This window comes from Catenulispora sp. GAS73 (genome assembly GCF_041262085.1).
Classification (GTDB): Bacteria; Actinomycetota; Actinomycetes; order Streptomycetales; family Catenulisporaceae; genus Catenulispora.
The window spans coordinates 32047-47117 of the sequence record NZ_JBGCCM010000027.1 but is presented as its reverse complement, the minus strand read 5'-3'; the positions used below and the strand labels follow the sequence as shown (position 1 = coordinate 47117).

The 15071-nt window shown below is 70.8% G+C and carries 13 protein-coding genes; 6 read left to right on the top strand and 7 right to left on the bottom strand.

What is annotated here, in order from left to right:
• The first annotated feature begins 25 nt into the window (after positions 1–25).
• From ABH935_RS34105 to ABH935_RS34085, 5 genes are all read left to right on the top strand, one after another.
• A complete protein-coding gene (locus ABH935_RS34105; protein ID WP_370382175.1) occupies positions 26–1180 on the top strand; it encodes an LLM class flavin-dependent oxidoreductase in 1155 nt (384 codons plus the stop codon).
• A gap of 26 nt (positions 1181–1206) precedes the next feature.
• Positions 1207–2010 carry an SDR family NAD(P)-dependent oxidoreductase gene (locus ABH935_RS34100; protein ID WP_370382072.1) on the top strand — a complete coding sequence of 268 codons (804 nt, stop codon included), beginning with the start codon at positions 1207–1209 and terminating at the stop codon, positions 2008–2010.
• 9 nt (positions 2011–2019) lie between these two features.
• The gene (locus tag ABH935_RS34095; RefSeq protein ID WP_370382071.1) at positions 2020–3096 is read left to right on the top strand and encodes a GDSL-type esterase/lipase family protein; all 1077 of its coding nucleotides are present in this window, start codon (positions 2020–2022) and stop codon (positions 3094–3096) included.
• A 25-nt stretch (positions 3097–3121) separates the two neighbouring features.
• Entirely contained in the window at positions 3122–4018 is an 897-nt protein-coding gene (locus ABH935_RS34090) for an IclR family transcriptional regulator (protein WP_370382070.1), read from the top strand.
• A gap of 69 nt (positions 4019–4087) precedes the next feature.
• Entirely contained in the window at positions 4088–5023 is a 936-nt protein-coding gene (locus ABH935_RS34085) for an FG-GAP repeat domain-containing protein (RefSeq protein ID WP_370382069.1), read from the top strand.
• Between the two features lie 93 nt (positions 5024–5116).
• On the opposite strand, the gene ABH935_RS34080 is transcribed toward ABH935_RS34085, so the two are convergent.
• The 6 genes from ABH935_RS34080 to cysS form a co-directional block, all read right to left on the bottom strand.
• Positions 5117–6841, bottom strand: coding sequence for a flavin monoamine oxidase family protein (locus tag ABH935_RS34080; protein ID WP_370382068.1), 1725 nt, complete (start codon positions 6839–6841; stop codon positions 5117–5119).
• Positions 6838–7665 (bottom strand): carbon-nitrogen hydrolase family protein, encoded by an 828-nt coding sequence (locus ABH935_RS34075; RefSeq protein ID WP_370382067.1) that lies wholly within the window; start codon positions 7663–7665, stop codon positions 6838–6840. The genes ABH935_RS34080 and ABH935_RS34075 overlap by 4 nt, the downstream gene beginning before the upstream one ends.
• A 238-nt stretch (positions 7666–7903) precedes the next feature.
• Entirely contained in the window at positions 7904–8746 is an 843-nt protein-coding gene (locus ABH935_RS34070) for a PHP domain-containing protein (protein ID WP_370382066.1), read from the bottom strand.
• 28 nt (positions 8747–8774) lie between these two features.
• Positions 8775–9770: an agmatinase gene (speB, locus tag ABH935_RS34065; protein ID WP_370382065.1), complete on the bottom strand. Its 996-nt coding sequence runs from the start codon at positions 9768–9770 to the stop codon at positions 8775–8777.
• Positions 9771–9828: 58 nt separating this feature from the next.
• Positions 9829–10848 carry a 23S rRNA (guanosine(2251)-2'-O)-methyltransferase RlmB gene (gene rlmB, locus ABH935_RS34060; protein WP_370382064.1) on the bottom strand — a complete coding sequence of 340 codons (1020 nt, stop codon included), beginning with the start codon at positions 10846–10848 and terminating at the stop codon, positions 9829–9831.
• Positions 10849–10959: 111 nt separating this feature from the next.
• Positions 10960–12372 (bottom strand): cysteine--tRNA ligase, encoded by a 1413-nt coding sequence (gene cysS, locus ABH935_RS34055; protein WP_370382063.1) that lies wholly within the window; start codon positions 12370–12372, stop codon positions 10960–10962.
• Positions 12373–12517: 145 nt separating this feature from the next.
• On the opposite strand from cysS, the gene ABH935_RS34050 reads away from it, so the two are divergent.
• Positions 12518–13690 carry a multidrug effflux MFS transporter gene (locus tag ABH935_RS34050; RefSeq protein ID WP_370382062.1) on the top strand — a complete coding sequence of 391 codons (1173 nt, stop codon included), beginning with the start codon at positions 12518–12520 and terminating at the stop codon, positions 13688–13690.
• A 2-nt stretch (positions 13691–13692) separates the two neighbouring features.
• Here the strand turns inward: ABH935_RS34050 and ABH935_RS34045 are convergent, their stop codons facing one another.
• On the bottom strand, positions 13693–14934 hold the full coding sequence (locus ABH935_RS34045) for a tetratricopeptide repeat protein (protein WP_370382061.1): 1242 nt from the start codon (positions 14932–14934) through the stop codon (positions 13693–13695).
• Positions 14935–15071: the final 137 nt, after the last annotated feature.

Below are 15071 nucleotides of genomic sequence, written 5' to 3'. Positions count from 1 at the left end.
CGCTGCCGAACGTGGAGGCGTGAGGATGAAGCTCGACCTGCTCTACGAGATCGACGTGCCCAAGCCCTGGGCCAAGCCCCACCCCTACGGCCAGCGCGAGGCCGAGCAGCGCGCGTACCGTGAGGCGATCGAGCAGATCAAGCTCGGCGACAAGCTCGGCTTCCACACCACCTGGCACGTCGAGCACCACTTCCGCGAGGGCCGCTCGCACTCGCCGGCGCCCGAGGTGATCATCGGCGCGCTGTCGCAGTGCACGGAGCAGATCCGGCTGGGCTTCGGCGTGGCCCTGATGCCGCACGCCTTCACCCCGCCGATGCGCGTGGCCGAGAAGGTCGCCACCGCCGACATCCTGTCCGGCGGCCGCGTCGAGTGGGGCACCGGCCGCTCCACGCCGATGGAGCAGACCGCGTTCGGCGTGGACCGCGAGGCCTCCCGCGCGCAGTGGGAGGAGGCGATCCAGGCCGTCGTCGGGATGTGGGAGGACGAGTACTTCGAGTTCCACGGCAAGTACCTGGACTTCCCGCGCCGCATGGTGACGCCCAAGCCGGTGCAGGACCCGCACCCGCCGTGCTGGATGGCCGCGACCTCCGAGGGCTCCTCGGCGGTGGCCGGCGAGAAGGGCCTGGGGCTGCTGTCCTTCTCGATCCTGCAGCCGATCCACAAGATGGCCGAGCACATCCGGCTCTACCGGGCCGCGGCCGCCGCGCCCAAGCCGATCACCCGCGTCACCACCAACCGCGTCGCCGCCTACACCCTCGTGCACTGCGAGGAGACGATGGCCAAGTGCGAGGAGTCGGGGATCTGGGACTCGGTCTGGTGGTGGTACAAGAACATCGCCGAGTTCACCGCCGAATGGGAGCTGCCGCACCTGTCCCAGGAGGAGCGGGACAAGGTCTTCCCGTACCTGATGCAGCAGGCCGACGGGAACTTCGACCCCAAGTCCTTCAACGACCACGACATGATCGTCGTCGGGGACCCCGAGCAGTGCTACACCAAGATGCTCAAGTACGCCGAGCTGGGCGTGGACCAGCTGATCTGCTACGTGCAGTTCGGCTACCTGCCACACGAGTCGGTCATGAAGACCATCGAGCTGCTCGGCAAGGAGGTGCTGCCGGCGCTGGCCAAGGAGGGCGTCGACGCCACCATCAAGCCGGCCCCGGCCCCCGCCCCGGCCTCCTGACGCGCCGGCGAGAGGGCTGACTCCCCATGACCCGCACCGATGACAGCGAAGTCCCCGACTACCGGTCCCTGCTCAGCCTGGACGGCAAGAACTTCATCGTGCTCGGCGCGGGGCAGGGCATCGGCCGCCAGGCCGCCCACGCGCTGGCCGCGGTCGGCGCCCGGGTGTTCTGCGTCGACCTGGACGCCGGCCTGGCCGACGACATCGCCAAGGAGGTCGGCGGCGTCCCCTGGGCCGGCGACGCCATCGAGCAGGACTCCGCCGAGCGGCTGTATCAGGACGCGGAGACGGCCCTGGGCCGCATCGACGGCATCGTGGACATCATCGGCATGGCGAAGTACGCCGGGCTGCTGGAGACCGACCACGGCAGCTGGGCGTGGCACCACGGCATCGTGCTCCAGCACGCGGTGAACGCGATCCGCTTCGGCGCGCCGCGCATGATCGCCTCCGGCGGCGGCGTGCTCACCGTCGTCGCCTCTGTTTCCGGGATGCAGTCCGCGCCCTCACACGGCGCCTACGGCGCGTACAAGGCGGCGCTGATGTCGCTGGTGCGAACGGCCGCCGTCGAACTGGGGCCCAAGGGGTTGCGGGTGAACGCCGTGGCCCCGGGCCTGGTTATGACACCGAGGGTGGCCGGATACCTCTCCGAGGCCGAGAAGGAACGGGGTGCGCGCAACGCTCCGCTGCGCCGATCTGCGTTTCCGGCGGACATCGCGGAAGTCATCTTGTTCTTGTGCACAGGCTTGTCGTCGTATATCACTGGGCAAACGATCGTCGTTGACGGCGGAGTCTCGGCCAAGTTCGGGTACTCGTTGCCTGGAGAGGACTGATACGGATCGATGACGGCTCACAACGGCGTGGGTGACAGCACACGCACCGAAACGTCCAACGCCGACCGGAGCCAGCGCGGGGGCGCGTCCCGGCACGCCTCCGTGGAGCCGTACCTGACGGGCTGCGCCTGGCCGCCGGGTCAGGGCGCGGTCTACCCGCGCGCCGATCCGCGGGACTTCTCGCGGCTGCCGATCGACACCTGGGGCACCGCCACGGTGCCGGTCGGCGTGCGGCTGGAGTTCGCGGGCGCGGCGCGCGCCGTGCAGATCGCCTACCGCACCAAGACCGCGGACCTGGGGTACCGGGGCGACGGGGCGGGCACGTTCTTCGCCGCGTACCAGGGCGAGAAGTTCATCGCCTACGCCGACGCCATGCTCGGTGACGGGATGGCGGTGCTGGACCTGGCTGAGGCCGACGAGTCGCTGCCGGTCACGGTGTACCTGCCGGAGGGGATGAAGCCGGAGGTGGTGTCGCTGCGGGCCACGCAGGGCGAGCTGCTGCCGGCGCCGAAGCAGCCGCGCTGGATCTGCTACGGCGACTCCATCGCCGAGGGCTGGTCCGCCTCCGAGCCGGCGCTGTCGTGGCCGGCCATCGCCGGGCGGATCCACGGCCTGGACGTGGTCAACCTCGGGTACGCCGGAGCCGCCCGCGGCGAGATCGTCTCGGCCGAGCAGATCGCGGCCCTGGACTCGCCGGCCGTCATCTCCGTCAACCACGGCACGAACTGCTGGACCCGGATCCCGCACAGCGCCACGATGATGATGGCGGGGATGGACGCGTTCCTGCGGGTGGTGCGCGACGGGCATCCGGGGGTGCCGATCGTGGTCTGCTCGCCGGTGCTGCGGCCGGACGCCGAACAGACGCGGAACAAGCTCGGCGCGACGCTGGAGGACCTGCGCGAGGCCATCGAGGACGTGGCGGTCAGCCGGCGCGAACGCGGCGACCGCGACCTGCACCTGGTGCGCGGCGGCGGCGTCCTGAAGGCCGAGCACCTCGTCGACGGCATCCACCCCGGCGACGAAGGACACCGGATCATGGCGCGCGTGTTCGGGGATCCCATCGCCGAGCGGGCGACGAGACAGTAGTCGAGAGAGTAAGAGGGACAGGCCCATGGCACGTCCGGCCCCGGCGGTGGACCGCACGGTGGCGGTGCTGAACCTGCTCGCCGCACACCCCGACACCGCGTTCTCACTGTCGGAGCTGTGCCGCCGGCTGGACATCAACAAGGCCACCGCGCACGCGATGCTCACGGCGCTCGCCGACTCCGGCTTCCTGCTGCGCAACCCGCGGGACAAGTCGTACACCCTGGGGCCGGCGCTGATCGCCCTGGGCTCGGCGGCCGCCGCCCGCCGCCTGGAACTGGTGGAATTCGCCCGCGCGCCGATGCAGGCCCTGGCCTCCGCCACCGGCCTGCAGTGCGTGGTGTCCTCGGCGATGGGGGAGGAGATCGTCTTCCTGGCGGTGGCCGGCGAGGTGGTGCCCTTCGGCCCGCACGTCCGCGTCGGCCAGCGCATCCCGCTGGCCCCGCCGATCGGGACAGTGTTCATGGCGTGGTCGCTGCCGGACGACGTGGACACCTGGCTGAACCGCAGCACCTCCGGCAAGCCCCTGGCCGAGCCGGAACTGGAACGCTTCCGCAACGGAGTCCGCGCGGTCCGCCGGCGCGGCTACTCGGTGGGCCTGGAACCGGACGTCCTGGGCGTCCGCCTGGGACAGTCGCTCGACGACCACGAGGCGGTGCCCCCACTGCTCGCGGAACTGTCGCACACCTCGTACCTGATGGACGACTTCGGCGGCAGCACGCACCGCATCGGACACCTGGCCGCGCCGGTCTTCGGACCCGACGAGCGGGTGGCGATGGTGCTGACCCTGTACGGCTTCCAGAAGCAGCTGAGCGGGGCGGACATCGACGTGCTGGCGACGCGTTTGACGGCCACCACGCGGGAGATCACCTTCGCTGTGCGGGGGCGGCACCCGGATCTGCGGGTGAGCGGGTTGCTGGACTGATTGAGCACTCTGATGTGACTGCTCCTCGCGCGAATGGTGTTCCAGGCGTGATCGCGAAGGGGTGGGGTTTTGCATACTGACCACGGGAACCACGGGGGACGCGGACGACGGCTGGCGCTGGCGGGAGCGGCGGCGCTGGCCGCGCTGTCCTGCGCCGCGCTGAGCGGGGGACCGGCGGCGGCTTCGGTGCTGCCGGCGCCTTATGGCGACCTCAATGCTGACGGACACATCGATCTGCTGTCGGTATCGTCCACTGGAGCTCTCCAGCTGTGGACCGGCACAGGTACCGGCGCGGTGACGGGTCCCGTCGCCGAGCCGGATCAGGCTCAGCCCGATTTCAGCGACGCTCTGATCGACGGCGCCGGCAACTTCAACCGGGGTGCGTACCAGTCGCTGCCCATCTACCGCAGCACCAACAGCTGGGTCTATGTCGAGGTCGGGGACGGGACGGGCAATTTCTCCTCGGGGCACGAGGTCTCCGTGGAGCCGCCGAACCTCGGCACGTCGTGGCCGGCGATCACGCAGCTGGTCTCGCCCGGCGACATCACCGGCCACAAGCGGGCCGACCTGGTGGCTCGGGTCGGCGATCAGCTGGAGGTGTTCGCGAACTACACGCTCTACAACTACAGCACCCCGGTCGCCGTGGCCGGCTCCGGCTGGAGCGGCCGTACCGTCATCGGCATCGTCGACGTGACCGGTGACGGCGTGAAGGACCTCATCGCACGCGACGACGCCACCGGCGTCATCTGGCTCTACAAGGGCGTCGCCGGCGGGACCTTCGGCGACGAGACCACCCGCGTGCAGATCGGCTCCGGCCTGGACGCGGCGGACTACCCCTTCGTCATCACCAAGGGTGACGCCGACGGCGACGGCCACGCCGACATCTACGCGGTCGGTGCGGCCGGCGGCCTGTATCTGTCGGCGGGCGACGCCTCCGGCGGATTCGGTGCGCCGACGCTGGTGAGCGGCGACCCGGCGTGGACCGGGATCAAGGCGCTCGGCTGACCGTCCGCGTCAGCGCGCCGCGGGCACGCAGGCAGCAAAAGGGCCCGCAGCGAATCGCTGCGGGCCCTTTTGCTCGCGGATCAAGCTCCGCGCCTACCCCTCCTCCAGCATCGGCGGCGCGATCTCGTCGAAGACATCCCCCGGCCCGGGGTTCTCAGGGCTCGTCGATCCCCCGAAGTGCTTCATCACGCCCCATACTGCGTTCAGCGCGGTGGTCACCGCGCCCTCGGCCCAGCCGGCGGTCCAGGAGATGTCGTCGCCGGCCAGGAACAGGCCGCGCTGGTGCTCCGGCAGGGCTTCCTGCATGAAGTGCGTGTAGAGCCTGCGCTGGTAGCGGTACTGGCCCGGGAGGTTCGCCTTGAACGCGCCCATGAAGTACGGCTCCGTCTCCCACGACACGGTCAGCGGGGTGCCGATGATGTGCGAGCGGATGTCGACGTGCGGGTAGATCTCCGCCAGCGAGGCGAGCACCACCTCAAGCCGTTCCTCGCGGGAGAGCGGTACGAACTTCATCGAGTCGTCGACCCAGGTGTACGACAGGCACATCACGCCGGGCTTGTCCGGGCCGTCGTCCAGCAGGTACACGCCGCGGGGCATGCGGTCGGTGAGGGTCATCGACATCGTGTCGCGGGTCGGGTCGGTGGGGGAGGGGTCGCGCCAGAAGGGGCGGTCGACCACCACGAACAGCTTCGAGGCGCCCATGTAGTGGCTGCGTTCGACCGCGGTCCAGACGTCCGTGGGGAGCAGGGTCTCGTCCACCTTGATCTTCGAGAGCATCATCCAGCTCTGCGCGGTGAACACGGCGGCCTGGTAGGTCCGTATCTCGTTCGCGGCGTCGGCGACGGTGATGCCGCGGCCGGTGCGGTACAGGCGGGTCACCGCCGGGCGCGGGTGGCCGTTCTCGTGCAGCGACCGGACCGAGGTGCCGGCCGGCCAGTGCGCGAGGGCGTCGGTGTCAGGGGCCTGCGACCAGAGCGCCAGCGGCAGCTGCTGGCAGCCGCCGACCACGCGCCGGTGGTGGTCGTCGGCCGCGGTGTAGACGACGCGCAGGATCTCCAGCATCGAGTTCGGGAAGTCCGTGTCCCAGCCCCCGGTGCCGAAGCCGACCTGGCCGAACACCTCGCGGTGCCGGAAGGACTTGAACGCCGGGCTCGCGGCCAGGAACCCGTAGAACGACGTGTCGTCCAGCCGCGGCACCAGCCGGCTCCAGATCTCCCGCACCGCCGCGGCGTCGCGTTCCCGGATCGCCTGCTGCATCGCGGAGAACTCGGCGCCGTGCGCCGGGTCGTCCAGCGCGTCGGCCCAGGCGTCGGCGACCTCGTGGTAGATCGCCGGCAGGTCGTCCAGGCCGGTCGCGTAGTGGCTGACGCCCTTGAGGTCGATGACCGTGGACGGTGTCGAGGCGTCCAGCGGGTTCGGGAACGGCTCGGTCCGCAGCCCCGCGCGCTCGAAGTAGTCGAACAGCGTCGTCGACGACGGCGGGAACCGCATCGCGCCCATCTCGGCCATCGCGCCCGGCACGCCGGGGAACGGCGTCGAGCGCATCCGGCCGCCGAGTTCGTCGGCCTCGTACACGACCGGCTTCAGGCCCAGCTTCAGCAGCTCGTGCGCGGCCACCAGCCCGGACAGCCCGCCGCCGATCACCGCCACCTCGGAGCCGTGCGCCGCCTCCGGCACCGACCCCAGGCCTGCCGGATGCGCGGCGTAGTCGTCGTAGGCGAAGGGGAAATCGGGGCCGAACATGGTGATCGGCTTGTGCGAGTCGCAGTGCACGTGGTCGGTGACCTCGTGGACGGTGGCCGGGACGGCGGACGTCACTTCTGTGCTCCGTACAGGTCGGTTCGGCGGTCTTGCAGATACGTGTTCAGATCGCGCGAGGCGGTCAGGTCCGCCGGGTCCACGTCGGCCAGCAGCAGTTCCTCGCGGTCGTCGCCGACCGCCAGCTCCCGGCCGTCCGGAGCCACCACCCGGGTCTCGCCGGCGTAGACGAAGTCCCGCTCCACCCCGACCCGGTTCACGTACGCCACGAACAGCTGCGACTCGATCGCCCGCGCCGGCACGATCTGCCGCGGCACGAACTCGTACGGCCGCATCAAGGCGGTCGGCACCAGCAGCAGCTCGGTCCCGGCGTCGGCGTGCGCCCGGACGGTCTCGGGGAACTCCACGTCGTAGCAGATCAGGAAGCCGACCCGGATGCCGTCCAGCTCGGCCTGCACCACCAGCTCTTCGCCCGGGGCGAACGCCGCCCGGTCCACGTCGCCGAACAGGTGCGTCTTGCGGTAGTTGGCCATGGAGGCGCCGTCGCCGCCGATCAGCTGCACGGCGTTGTAGACGACGCCGTCGCCGTCGCGCTCGGGGTAGCCGTACAGGATCGCGATCCCGTGCCGGGCCGCGATCGCGGACACCTCCCGCTGCGAGGGTCCGTAGCGCTCCTCGGCCAGCCCGGCGATGACCTCGGCGCCCAGGTTGTAGCCGGTGAGGTACATCTCGGGCGTGATGAGCAGGCGCGCGCCGCTCTCCGAGGCCCCGGCGGCGGCGTCGGCCAGCGCGGCCAGGTTGGCGCGGCGGTCGGCGGCTGGGTCCGGGGCGCCGTGCGGGTGATCGGTTGCCGGTGCTTGGAGGCAGGCCAGGCGGAGGGTCATGCTCTCCAGCCTAGGTCCGGGGCGGCGGTTCGCATCTCGCCGTGGTGGCTAGGGTGGCGGGGTCGGCTCGACATCGGGTCGGGCGGCATTCTGTTATGAGGCATTCGCCCCTTTTGACCAGTGTGATCGCCTGCACTGACAACCAGCCGCTCGCCGCCTGGGCAGCGCGTTCGCACTATGCAGCGGCATCGACCGGAGTTGGCCGGTCCGGCACCCGGTGTCAGTCCCGCACCTGGCGTCAGTCCCGCACCCAGAAGTCGAACAGATCTGCGCCCGGCTTGAACCCGGCGGCGCGCGCCACCTCCACGGCCTCCTTGAAACCGTTGCCGACCGCGTCGGGCCGGTGCGCGTCGGACGCGAACGACACGCCCTTCCCGCCTTCCTGCCGCCACCATGCGACCACCCGCGGGTCCAGTGGGATCCGGGTGTTGAACTCCATGACCTTGTCGGCGCGCGCCAGCGTCCGCAGCACCAGGCGGACGGCGTCCTCGAACTGAAGGAGCTCGAAGGGTTCGTCGTCGGGCCAGTAGCGGACCGGGTAGTCGATGTGGGTGAGCACTTCGAACCCGTCGTACTCCTCGATCAGCCGCACCGCCTCAGCGAGATAGCGGCGGTACTCCGTGGCCGCGTCGCCCCGCTTGATGCTCGCGGAGATGTCGGCGTAGGGCTCGTCGCGCTTCGACGCGGTGTGCAGCGACGCGAGGATCCGCTGGAACCCGCCGCGCTTCAGCAGATCCGCGGTCTGGTCCGGGAACCAGTGCGCCTCGCTGAGCTCCACGCCGGACAGGATGCGCAGCTCCGGGAAGCGGTCGCGGCAGCGCTCCAGCGTCTCCAGGTAGCCGGTGAGGTCGATGGCCGGGGGAGTCAGGATGTTGCGATCGCCCACGACCTCGATGTAGCGCTGCCACTGCGGCGGGAACCAGTCCTGCGCGGTCAGTTCCGAGATGCTGAAGTCCGCGTGCTCGGTGAAGGCGATCGAGGGCAGCCCGAGCTCGACGGCGCGCTCGCAGGTCCGCTCCATGGAGCCGGCGAGCGCGTCCCACGAGTACTCGCTGTGGACGTGGTTGTCGGGTGGCAGCACCGGAAGTCCCCCTTTCAGGGACGGTGCCTCACCGTCCCTGCATCGCCAGCAACGTCACAAGATCGTAGGCCACGTGCGCGGCGGCGACCGAGGTGATCTCGGCGTGGTCGTAGGGCGGGGCCACCTCGACGACGTCGGCGCCGACCAGGTTCAGGCCGTCCAGGCCGCGCAGGATCTCCAGCAGCTCGCGGCTGGTCATGCCGCCGGCCTCGGGGGTGCCGGTGCCGGGGGCGTGCGCGGGGTCCAGCACGTCGATGTCGATGGAGACGTACAGCGGCCGGTCGCCGATCCGCTCGCGCAGTGCCTGCACCACGGCGTCCACGCCCTGACGCATCACATCCGCGGAGGTCACGATGCCGAAGCCCATGCGCTTGTCGTCGCTGAGGTCCTGCTTGCTGTACAGCGGGCCGCGGGTGCCGACGTGCGCCACCGCCGAGGAGTCGAGGATGCCCTCCTCGAAGGCGCGGCGGAACGGTGTGCCGTGCGTGTACGGCGCGCCGAAGTACGTGTCCCAGGTGTCCAGGTGCGCGTCGAAGTGCAGCAGCGCTACCGGGCCGTGCCGGCGGGCCATGGTGCGCAGCAGCGGCAGCGCGATGGTGTGGTCGCCGCCGATGGTCACCAGCTTGGAGCCGGCGCCGACCAGTTCCCCGGAGTGCGCCTCGATCTGCTCCAGCGCCTCGTCCATCAGGAAGGGGTTGATGGCGATGTCGCCGGCGTCGGCGACCTGCACCGCCTGGAAGGGCGAGAAGTCCAGGCCCGGGTGGTACGGCCGCAGCAGCCGCGAGGCCTCGCGCACCGCCGCCGGGGCGAAGCGGGCCCCGGGGCGGTAGGAGACGCCGGAGTCGAAGGGGGCGCCCAGGACCGCGACGTCCGCCTTCTCACCCGCCGGGAGCTGGTCCAGGCGCGGCAGCCGCGCGAACGTCGCGAAGCCCGCGTAGCGCGGGGTCTTCGAGGAGTCGACCGGGCCTATCGGGGCCGGACGTCCGGTGCTGCCGCCTTCGGTGTTCGCCTCAGTGCTCGCCATTGAGCTGTCTCTCCTGGCTAGGTGGTGCTGTGGTGCGGTGGTGCTGTGAAACTGTGGATCAGCCGCGGGCTTCGGCGCGCCGCCGGCTGACCTCGTACAGCGCGATCCCCGCCGCCACACCCGCGTTCAGCGACTCGGACGAGGACGCGATCGGGATCGAGACCGTGACGTCGCAGAGCTCGGACACCAGGCGCGACATGCCCTTGCCCTCGGATCCGACGACCAGGCACAGCGGCTCGGCGGCGATCTCCAGCTCGTGCAGCGGCACCGCGCCGTCGGCGGCCAGCCCGGCGATCATCACGCCCTGCTTCTTGTACGCCTCCAGCGCGCGCGTCAGGTTCCCGGCGCGCGCCACCGGCAGCCGGGCCCCGGCGCCGGCCGCGGCCTTGAACGCGCCGGCCGTCATGCCCGCCGCGCGCCGCTCCGGCACGATCACGCCGTGCCCGCCGAAGGCCGCCACGGAGCGCATCACGGCGCCGAGGTTGCGCGGGTCCGTGACGCCGTCCAGCGCCGCGAACAGCGGGGTGTCGCCGGCCGCGAACACCTCCTCCAGCAGGTCGTCCGGGTGCGCGTACTCGTACGGCGGCATCACCAGCATCATGCCCTGGTGCAGGGTCCCGTTGGTCATCCGGTCCAGCTCGTGGCGCGGGGCCTCCAGCAGCGGCACACCCTGCTCCAGGGCGAGCTTCATGCTCTCGCGGACCCGGTCGTCGCTGTCGATGTACTGCGCGACGTACAGGGCCTTGGCCGGCACCTTCGCGCGCAGCGCCTCGACCACGGAGTTGCGGCCGGCGACCTGCTCGGCCTCGCCCTTGCCGGGGGTGCGCCGGACCGGACGGGCCGTGCTGCGCGTGCCGGCCGCCGAGCGGCCGGTGTTCGGGGCGGCGGCGCGCTTGGCCGCCGACTTCGCCCGGCGGGCCGCCGGATGCCCGGTGCGCTCCTCGGCCTTCGGCGTCGGGCCGCGGCCCTCCAGACCCTGGCGGCGCTGGCCGCCGGAGCCCTTCTGCGCGCCCTTCCGGGAGCTCGACGCGCCCGGCTTGTTCGCCCGGCCGCCGGTGCCGCCGCCTTTGCTCGCCATGATGTCCTTGCTTTCTATAAGTTTCAGCACTTCAAGCCGTGCCCCCGCTCCACGCTACCGTCAGCGTGGCGGGGGCACGGTGGGAGTCGGCCGCCTAGGCGACTGGCTCTCCTATGGGGTGACGGTCCAGCGCGGACCGCTCGGGGTGTCCTCGACGGTGACGCCGGCCCGGGCCAGCTGGTCGCGGATGGCGTCGGAGGCGGCGTAGTCCTTGCGCTCGCGCGCCGCCTGCCGCTGTTCCAAGGCCACCTTGACCAGGGAGTCGACGACCGGCCGCAGGTCGGTGCCGGACCCGCCGGCGCCGGCCGTGCCGCTCCACGGCTCGGCCAGCGGGTTCAGGCCGAGGATGTCCAGCATCTTCAGCACCGAGGCCAGGTGCGAGGCCACGCCTTCCTTGTCACCGTTCGCGAGGGCGGTGTTGCCCTCGCGGACGGTGTTGTACAGCACGGCCACCGCGCCCGGGACGCCGAAGTCGTCGTCCATCGACTCCGCGAAAGCGGCGGGCACGTCCGCCGCCGACTCGGTCGGGCCGACCGTCTCCAGGGCCCGGGTGACGAAGCCCTCGATCCGCGAGTATGCCGCGTCGGCCTCGCGCAGCGAGTCCTCGGTGTACTCGATCATCGAGCGGTAGTGCGGGGTGCCGAGGTAGTAGCGCAGGACCACCGGCCGGTACTGCTTGGCCAGTTCGGTGACCAGCACCGAGTTGCCCAGCGACTTGGACATCTTCTCGTTCTTGAGGGTGACCCAGCCGTTGTGCATCCAGTAGTTGGTGAACTTGTCGCCGAAGGCGTGCGACTGCGCCTGCTCGTTCTCGTGGTGCGGGAAGATCAGGTCGACGCCGCCGCCGTGGATGTCGAAGTTCGTCCCCAGGTAGCGGTGCGCCATCGCGGAGCACTCCAGGTGCCACCCCGGACGCCCCGGACCCCACGGCGTGTCCCAGAAGGGCTCGCCGGGCTTGGAGGCCTTCCACAGCGTGAAGTCGTGCGGGTCCTCCTTGTGCGTGGTCGGCGCCACGTCGTCGACCGGCTGCTCCTCCAGGTCGTCGACACTGAAGTGGGCCAGGGCGCCGTACTCCGGGAAGGAGCGCACCCGGAAGTAGACGTCGCCGCCGGCGGCATAGGCGTGGCCGTCGTCGATGAGCTTCTGCATCATCGCGACCATCTCGGGGATGTGGCCGGTGGCACGCGGCTCGACGGACGGGTCCTCGCAGCCCAGCAGCCGGTAGGCGAGCTGGAAGGCGTACTCGTTGGCCTGCGCCACGCGCCAGGTCTCCACGCCCTGCTCGGCCGCCTTGCGGATGATCTTGTCGTCGATGTCGGTGACGTTGCGCACGAAGGTGACGGCGTATCCGCGGTGCTCCAGCCAGCGGCGGGCGATGTCGAACGAGACTCCGGACCGGATGTGGCCGATGTGCGGCGGGGCCTGGACGGTCGCGCCACAGAGGTAGATCGAGACCTTGCCTGGTGTGACGGGTACGAACTCGCGCGTCGCTCGCGCGGCGGTGTCATACAGGCGGAGAGTCATTCCCCAAGGATACCGGCGCGTGGATGGCGAAAACGTCTTCTTTCGGGGTGTGGTTCCATGAGGGAGTGAGGTCTGGGGGAGGTCGGTCGTGAGGCGTTCGGGGCGGGCCCCGGTGAAGTTGCTCCTGATACTGGGAGCGCTTTCCATGTTCGGGCCTTTGTCACTCGACATGTATCTGCCGGCCCTGCCGGACCTGGCGCACTCGTTCCACACGGCCGAGTCGAACGTCCAGTTGACGCTGACGGCGTGCATGATCGGCCTGGCGGTCGGTCAGCTGGTGGTCGGCCCGATGTCGGACGCGTGGGGGCGCAAGAAGCCGCTCGCGATAGGGCTGATCGCCTACACGGCCACATCGCTGTTCTGCGCATTCGCCCCCGACGTCTACTCGCTCACCGCGGCGCGCCTCCTCCAGGGCTTCGCCGGCGCGGCCGGCCTGGTGATCTCGCGGGCGATGGTGCGCGACCTGTACGAGGGCGACGCCCTCACGAAGTTCTTCTCGACGCTGGTTCTGGTGAACGGCCTCGGCCCGATCCTGGCCCCGGTCCTCGGCGGCCAGCTGACGCGCTTCATGAGCTGGCGCGGGGTGTTCGTGGTGCTGACGCTGATCGGCGTCGCACTGTTGGCCGCCGCGACGCTCGGACTCAAGGAGACGCTCCCGAAAGATTCACGCGGCGCCTCCGGCGGAGGCCTGCCCGCGACCCTGCGGACGTTCCGGGTGCTGCTCCGCGACCGCCTGTTCATGGGCTACATCCTGACGGGCGGCTTCGCCTTGGCGGCGATGTTCGCGTACATCTCAGGCTCGCCCTTCGTCCTGGAGAACATCCACGGCCTGTCGAAGCAGGAGTTCAGCTTCGCGTTCGGCGCGAACGCCCTGGGCATCATGATCGGCGGCCGGGTCAGTGGCCGCCTGGTGGGCCGGGTCGCGTCCTCCCGTCTGCTGGGAGCCGGGCTGGTGATGTCGTTCGGCGGGAGCACGATCCTGCTGGCGGCGACGGCCGCATTCGGCGGGAACCTCGCGGGGACGCTGGTGGGACTGTTCCTGATGGTCTCGTCGATCGGCGTGATCACCCCCCAGGTGACGGCATTGGCGCTGTCCGGCTACTCGCCCGCGGTGGCAGGCTCGGCTTCGGCGCTGATCGGGACCGGGCAGTTCTTGTTCGGGGCGATCTTCGCGCCGCTGACGGGGCTGGGGAGTAAGAGCAGCGGGATGCCGATGGCGTTGGTGATTTTCGGGTTGAGTGCGGCGGCGGTTTTGATGCGGGCGCTACTGGTGCGGGCGCCTGTCGTGGAGGCGGTCGCGGAACCCGCGGTGGCCTGAGGTCACTCCGCGGTGCGCCCCACCCCGCCCCGCCGCACCGGACTCAGCTCCGGAGCCTTCCGGTGCAGCGTCAGCCGCCCGACCAAGTGGCTGATCAGTCCGACCGTCAGCGTCGAGCCGCCCTCCACGTGGCCGATGGAGCTGCCGGTGATCATGAACACGTGGGCGGCGATCGTCATCACCAGCGCGACCCTTGTCTTCGTGTCCTGCCACAGGTACTCGACCAGGTAGCGCCAGAGGTCGCGGCCGGCTTTGCGGGCCGGGCCTATCAGGCAGATGCCCAGGACCGCCAGGACGGCCAGAGGGATCAGGAACCTGATGTCGAAGCCGGGGATCGCCACACCGCCGAAGGCCACCAGCCAGCCGGCCGCCGCGCTGAACTCCATGGAGCGCAGCACCAGGTTGCCGACGTGCGCCAGGCTGTCGTCGTCCGGGCCCGGGCGCGAGGCCAGGACCGCCTCCAGATCGGCGACCAGGGCTATCGGCTCCGGGACCTCCTCGGCCGCCGTGACCGCGTCCTCGAACTGCTTCGCCTCGGTGGCGGATTCGGGGTCGAGCCGCGCCGCCAACTCCGTGGCTCGGCGTGCCTCGGCCGCGGCCTGGGACAGGTCCCCGCTGGCCTCCAGGGCGGCCGCCAGGCTCGCGCGGCTCTGCCAGACCTGCGGGCCCAGGCGGACCGCCTCCTCGGCCGCGGCGACCGCCTCGTCGAGGCGTTGCAGCAGTCGCAGCGCGGAGGCGCGCAGGCGGTGGCCCCACTCGTCGTCCGGGGCGAACGTGATGACCCAGTCCGCCGCGCGCAGGGCCTTCTCGCCGTCGCCGGTCTCCAGGTACACCGCGGCCAGGGCACGCCAGACGCGCACGTCCTGGCTGCCGGACACGATCAGTTCGTTGAGGACGTCCAGCGCCTGCTGGCGTCGGCCGAGTTCGGCCAGTGCCTCGGCGCGGGCGATGTGCCGGGCGACCTGGTCGGGGCTGAGGCCCGGGGTGAGCCCGGGGCTGAAGACCGGAATTGGTCCCGATGTTGTCACAGGGGACTGTGGTGCGGGTTCCACCGCCGCCGGAAGGGGAACGTACTTCACGACCATGGTCTGCTCGAAATCGGCGTCCCCGGCCGGGTCGTCCTCCGTCTCCGTGCCGAGGACCTCTCCGGCCGCGCTGACGGCTGCCTGGACTTCGGCCCTGATGGCGGCGTCCATCGTCGCCGCCGGGTGCCAGACCTCTTGTTCGTTCGACTCGCCGGACATCCCCCCACCCCTCCACCGGGCTCGCCGCCCGGCATCAGTCGCCTGGTATACCCCACCGGCGCGCCGGGATGCCAGAGGCGGACCGGTGGCAGGGGGCGGACGTGGGATGATCGGGACCTGTAGAGGGAAGGACGCCC

Bases quoted from the DNA above. Each gene is read 5' to 3' on its own strand.
- ABH935_RS34105 (WP_370382175.1), top strand. From the start codon at position 26: ATGAAGCTCGACCTGCTCTACGAGATCGACGTGCCCAAGCCCTGGGCC.
- ABH935_RS34100 (WP_370382072.1), top strand. From the start codon at position 1,207: ATGACCCGCACCGATGACAGCGAAGTCCCCGACTACCGGTCCCTGCTC.
- ABH935_RS34095 (WP_370382071.1), top strand. From the start codon at position 2,020: ATGACGGCTCACAACGGCGTGGGTGACAGCACACGCACCGAAACGTCC.
- ABH935_RS34090 (WP_370382070.1), top strand. From the start codon at position 3,122: ATGGCACGTCCGGCCCCGGCGGTGGACCGCACGGTGGCGGTGCTGAAC.
- ABH935_RS34075 (WP_370382067.1), bottom strand. From the start codon at position 7,665: ATGACCCTCCGCCTGGCCTGCCTCCAAGCACCGGCAACCGATCACCCG.
- speB (WP_370382065.1), bottom strand. From the start codon at position 9,770: ATGGCGAGCACTGAGGCGAACACCGAAGGCGGCAGCACCGGACGTCCG.
- rlmB (WP_370382064.1), bottom strand. From the start codon at position 10,848: ATGGCGAGCAAAGGCGGCGGCACCGGCGGCCGGGCGAACAAGCCGGGC.
- cysS (WP_370382063.1), bottom strand. From the start codon at position 12,372: ATGACTCTCCGCCTGTATGACACCGCCGCGCGAGCGACGCGCGAGTTC.
- ABH935_RS34050 (WP_370382062.1), top strand. From the start codon at position 12,518: ATGTTCGGGCCTTTGTCACTCGACATGTATCTGCCGGCCCTGCCGGAC.
- ABH935_RS34045 (WP_370382061.1), bottom strand. From the start codon at position 14,934: ATGTCCGGCGAGTCGAACGAACAAGAGGTCTGGCACCCGGCGGCGACG.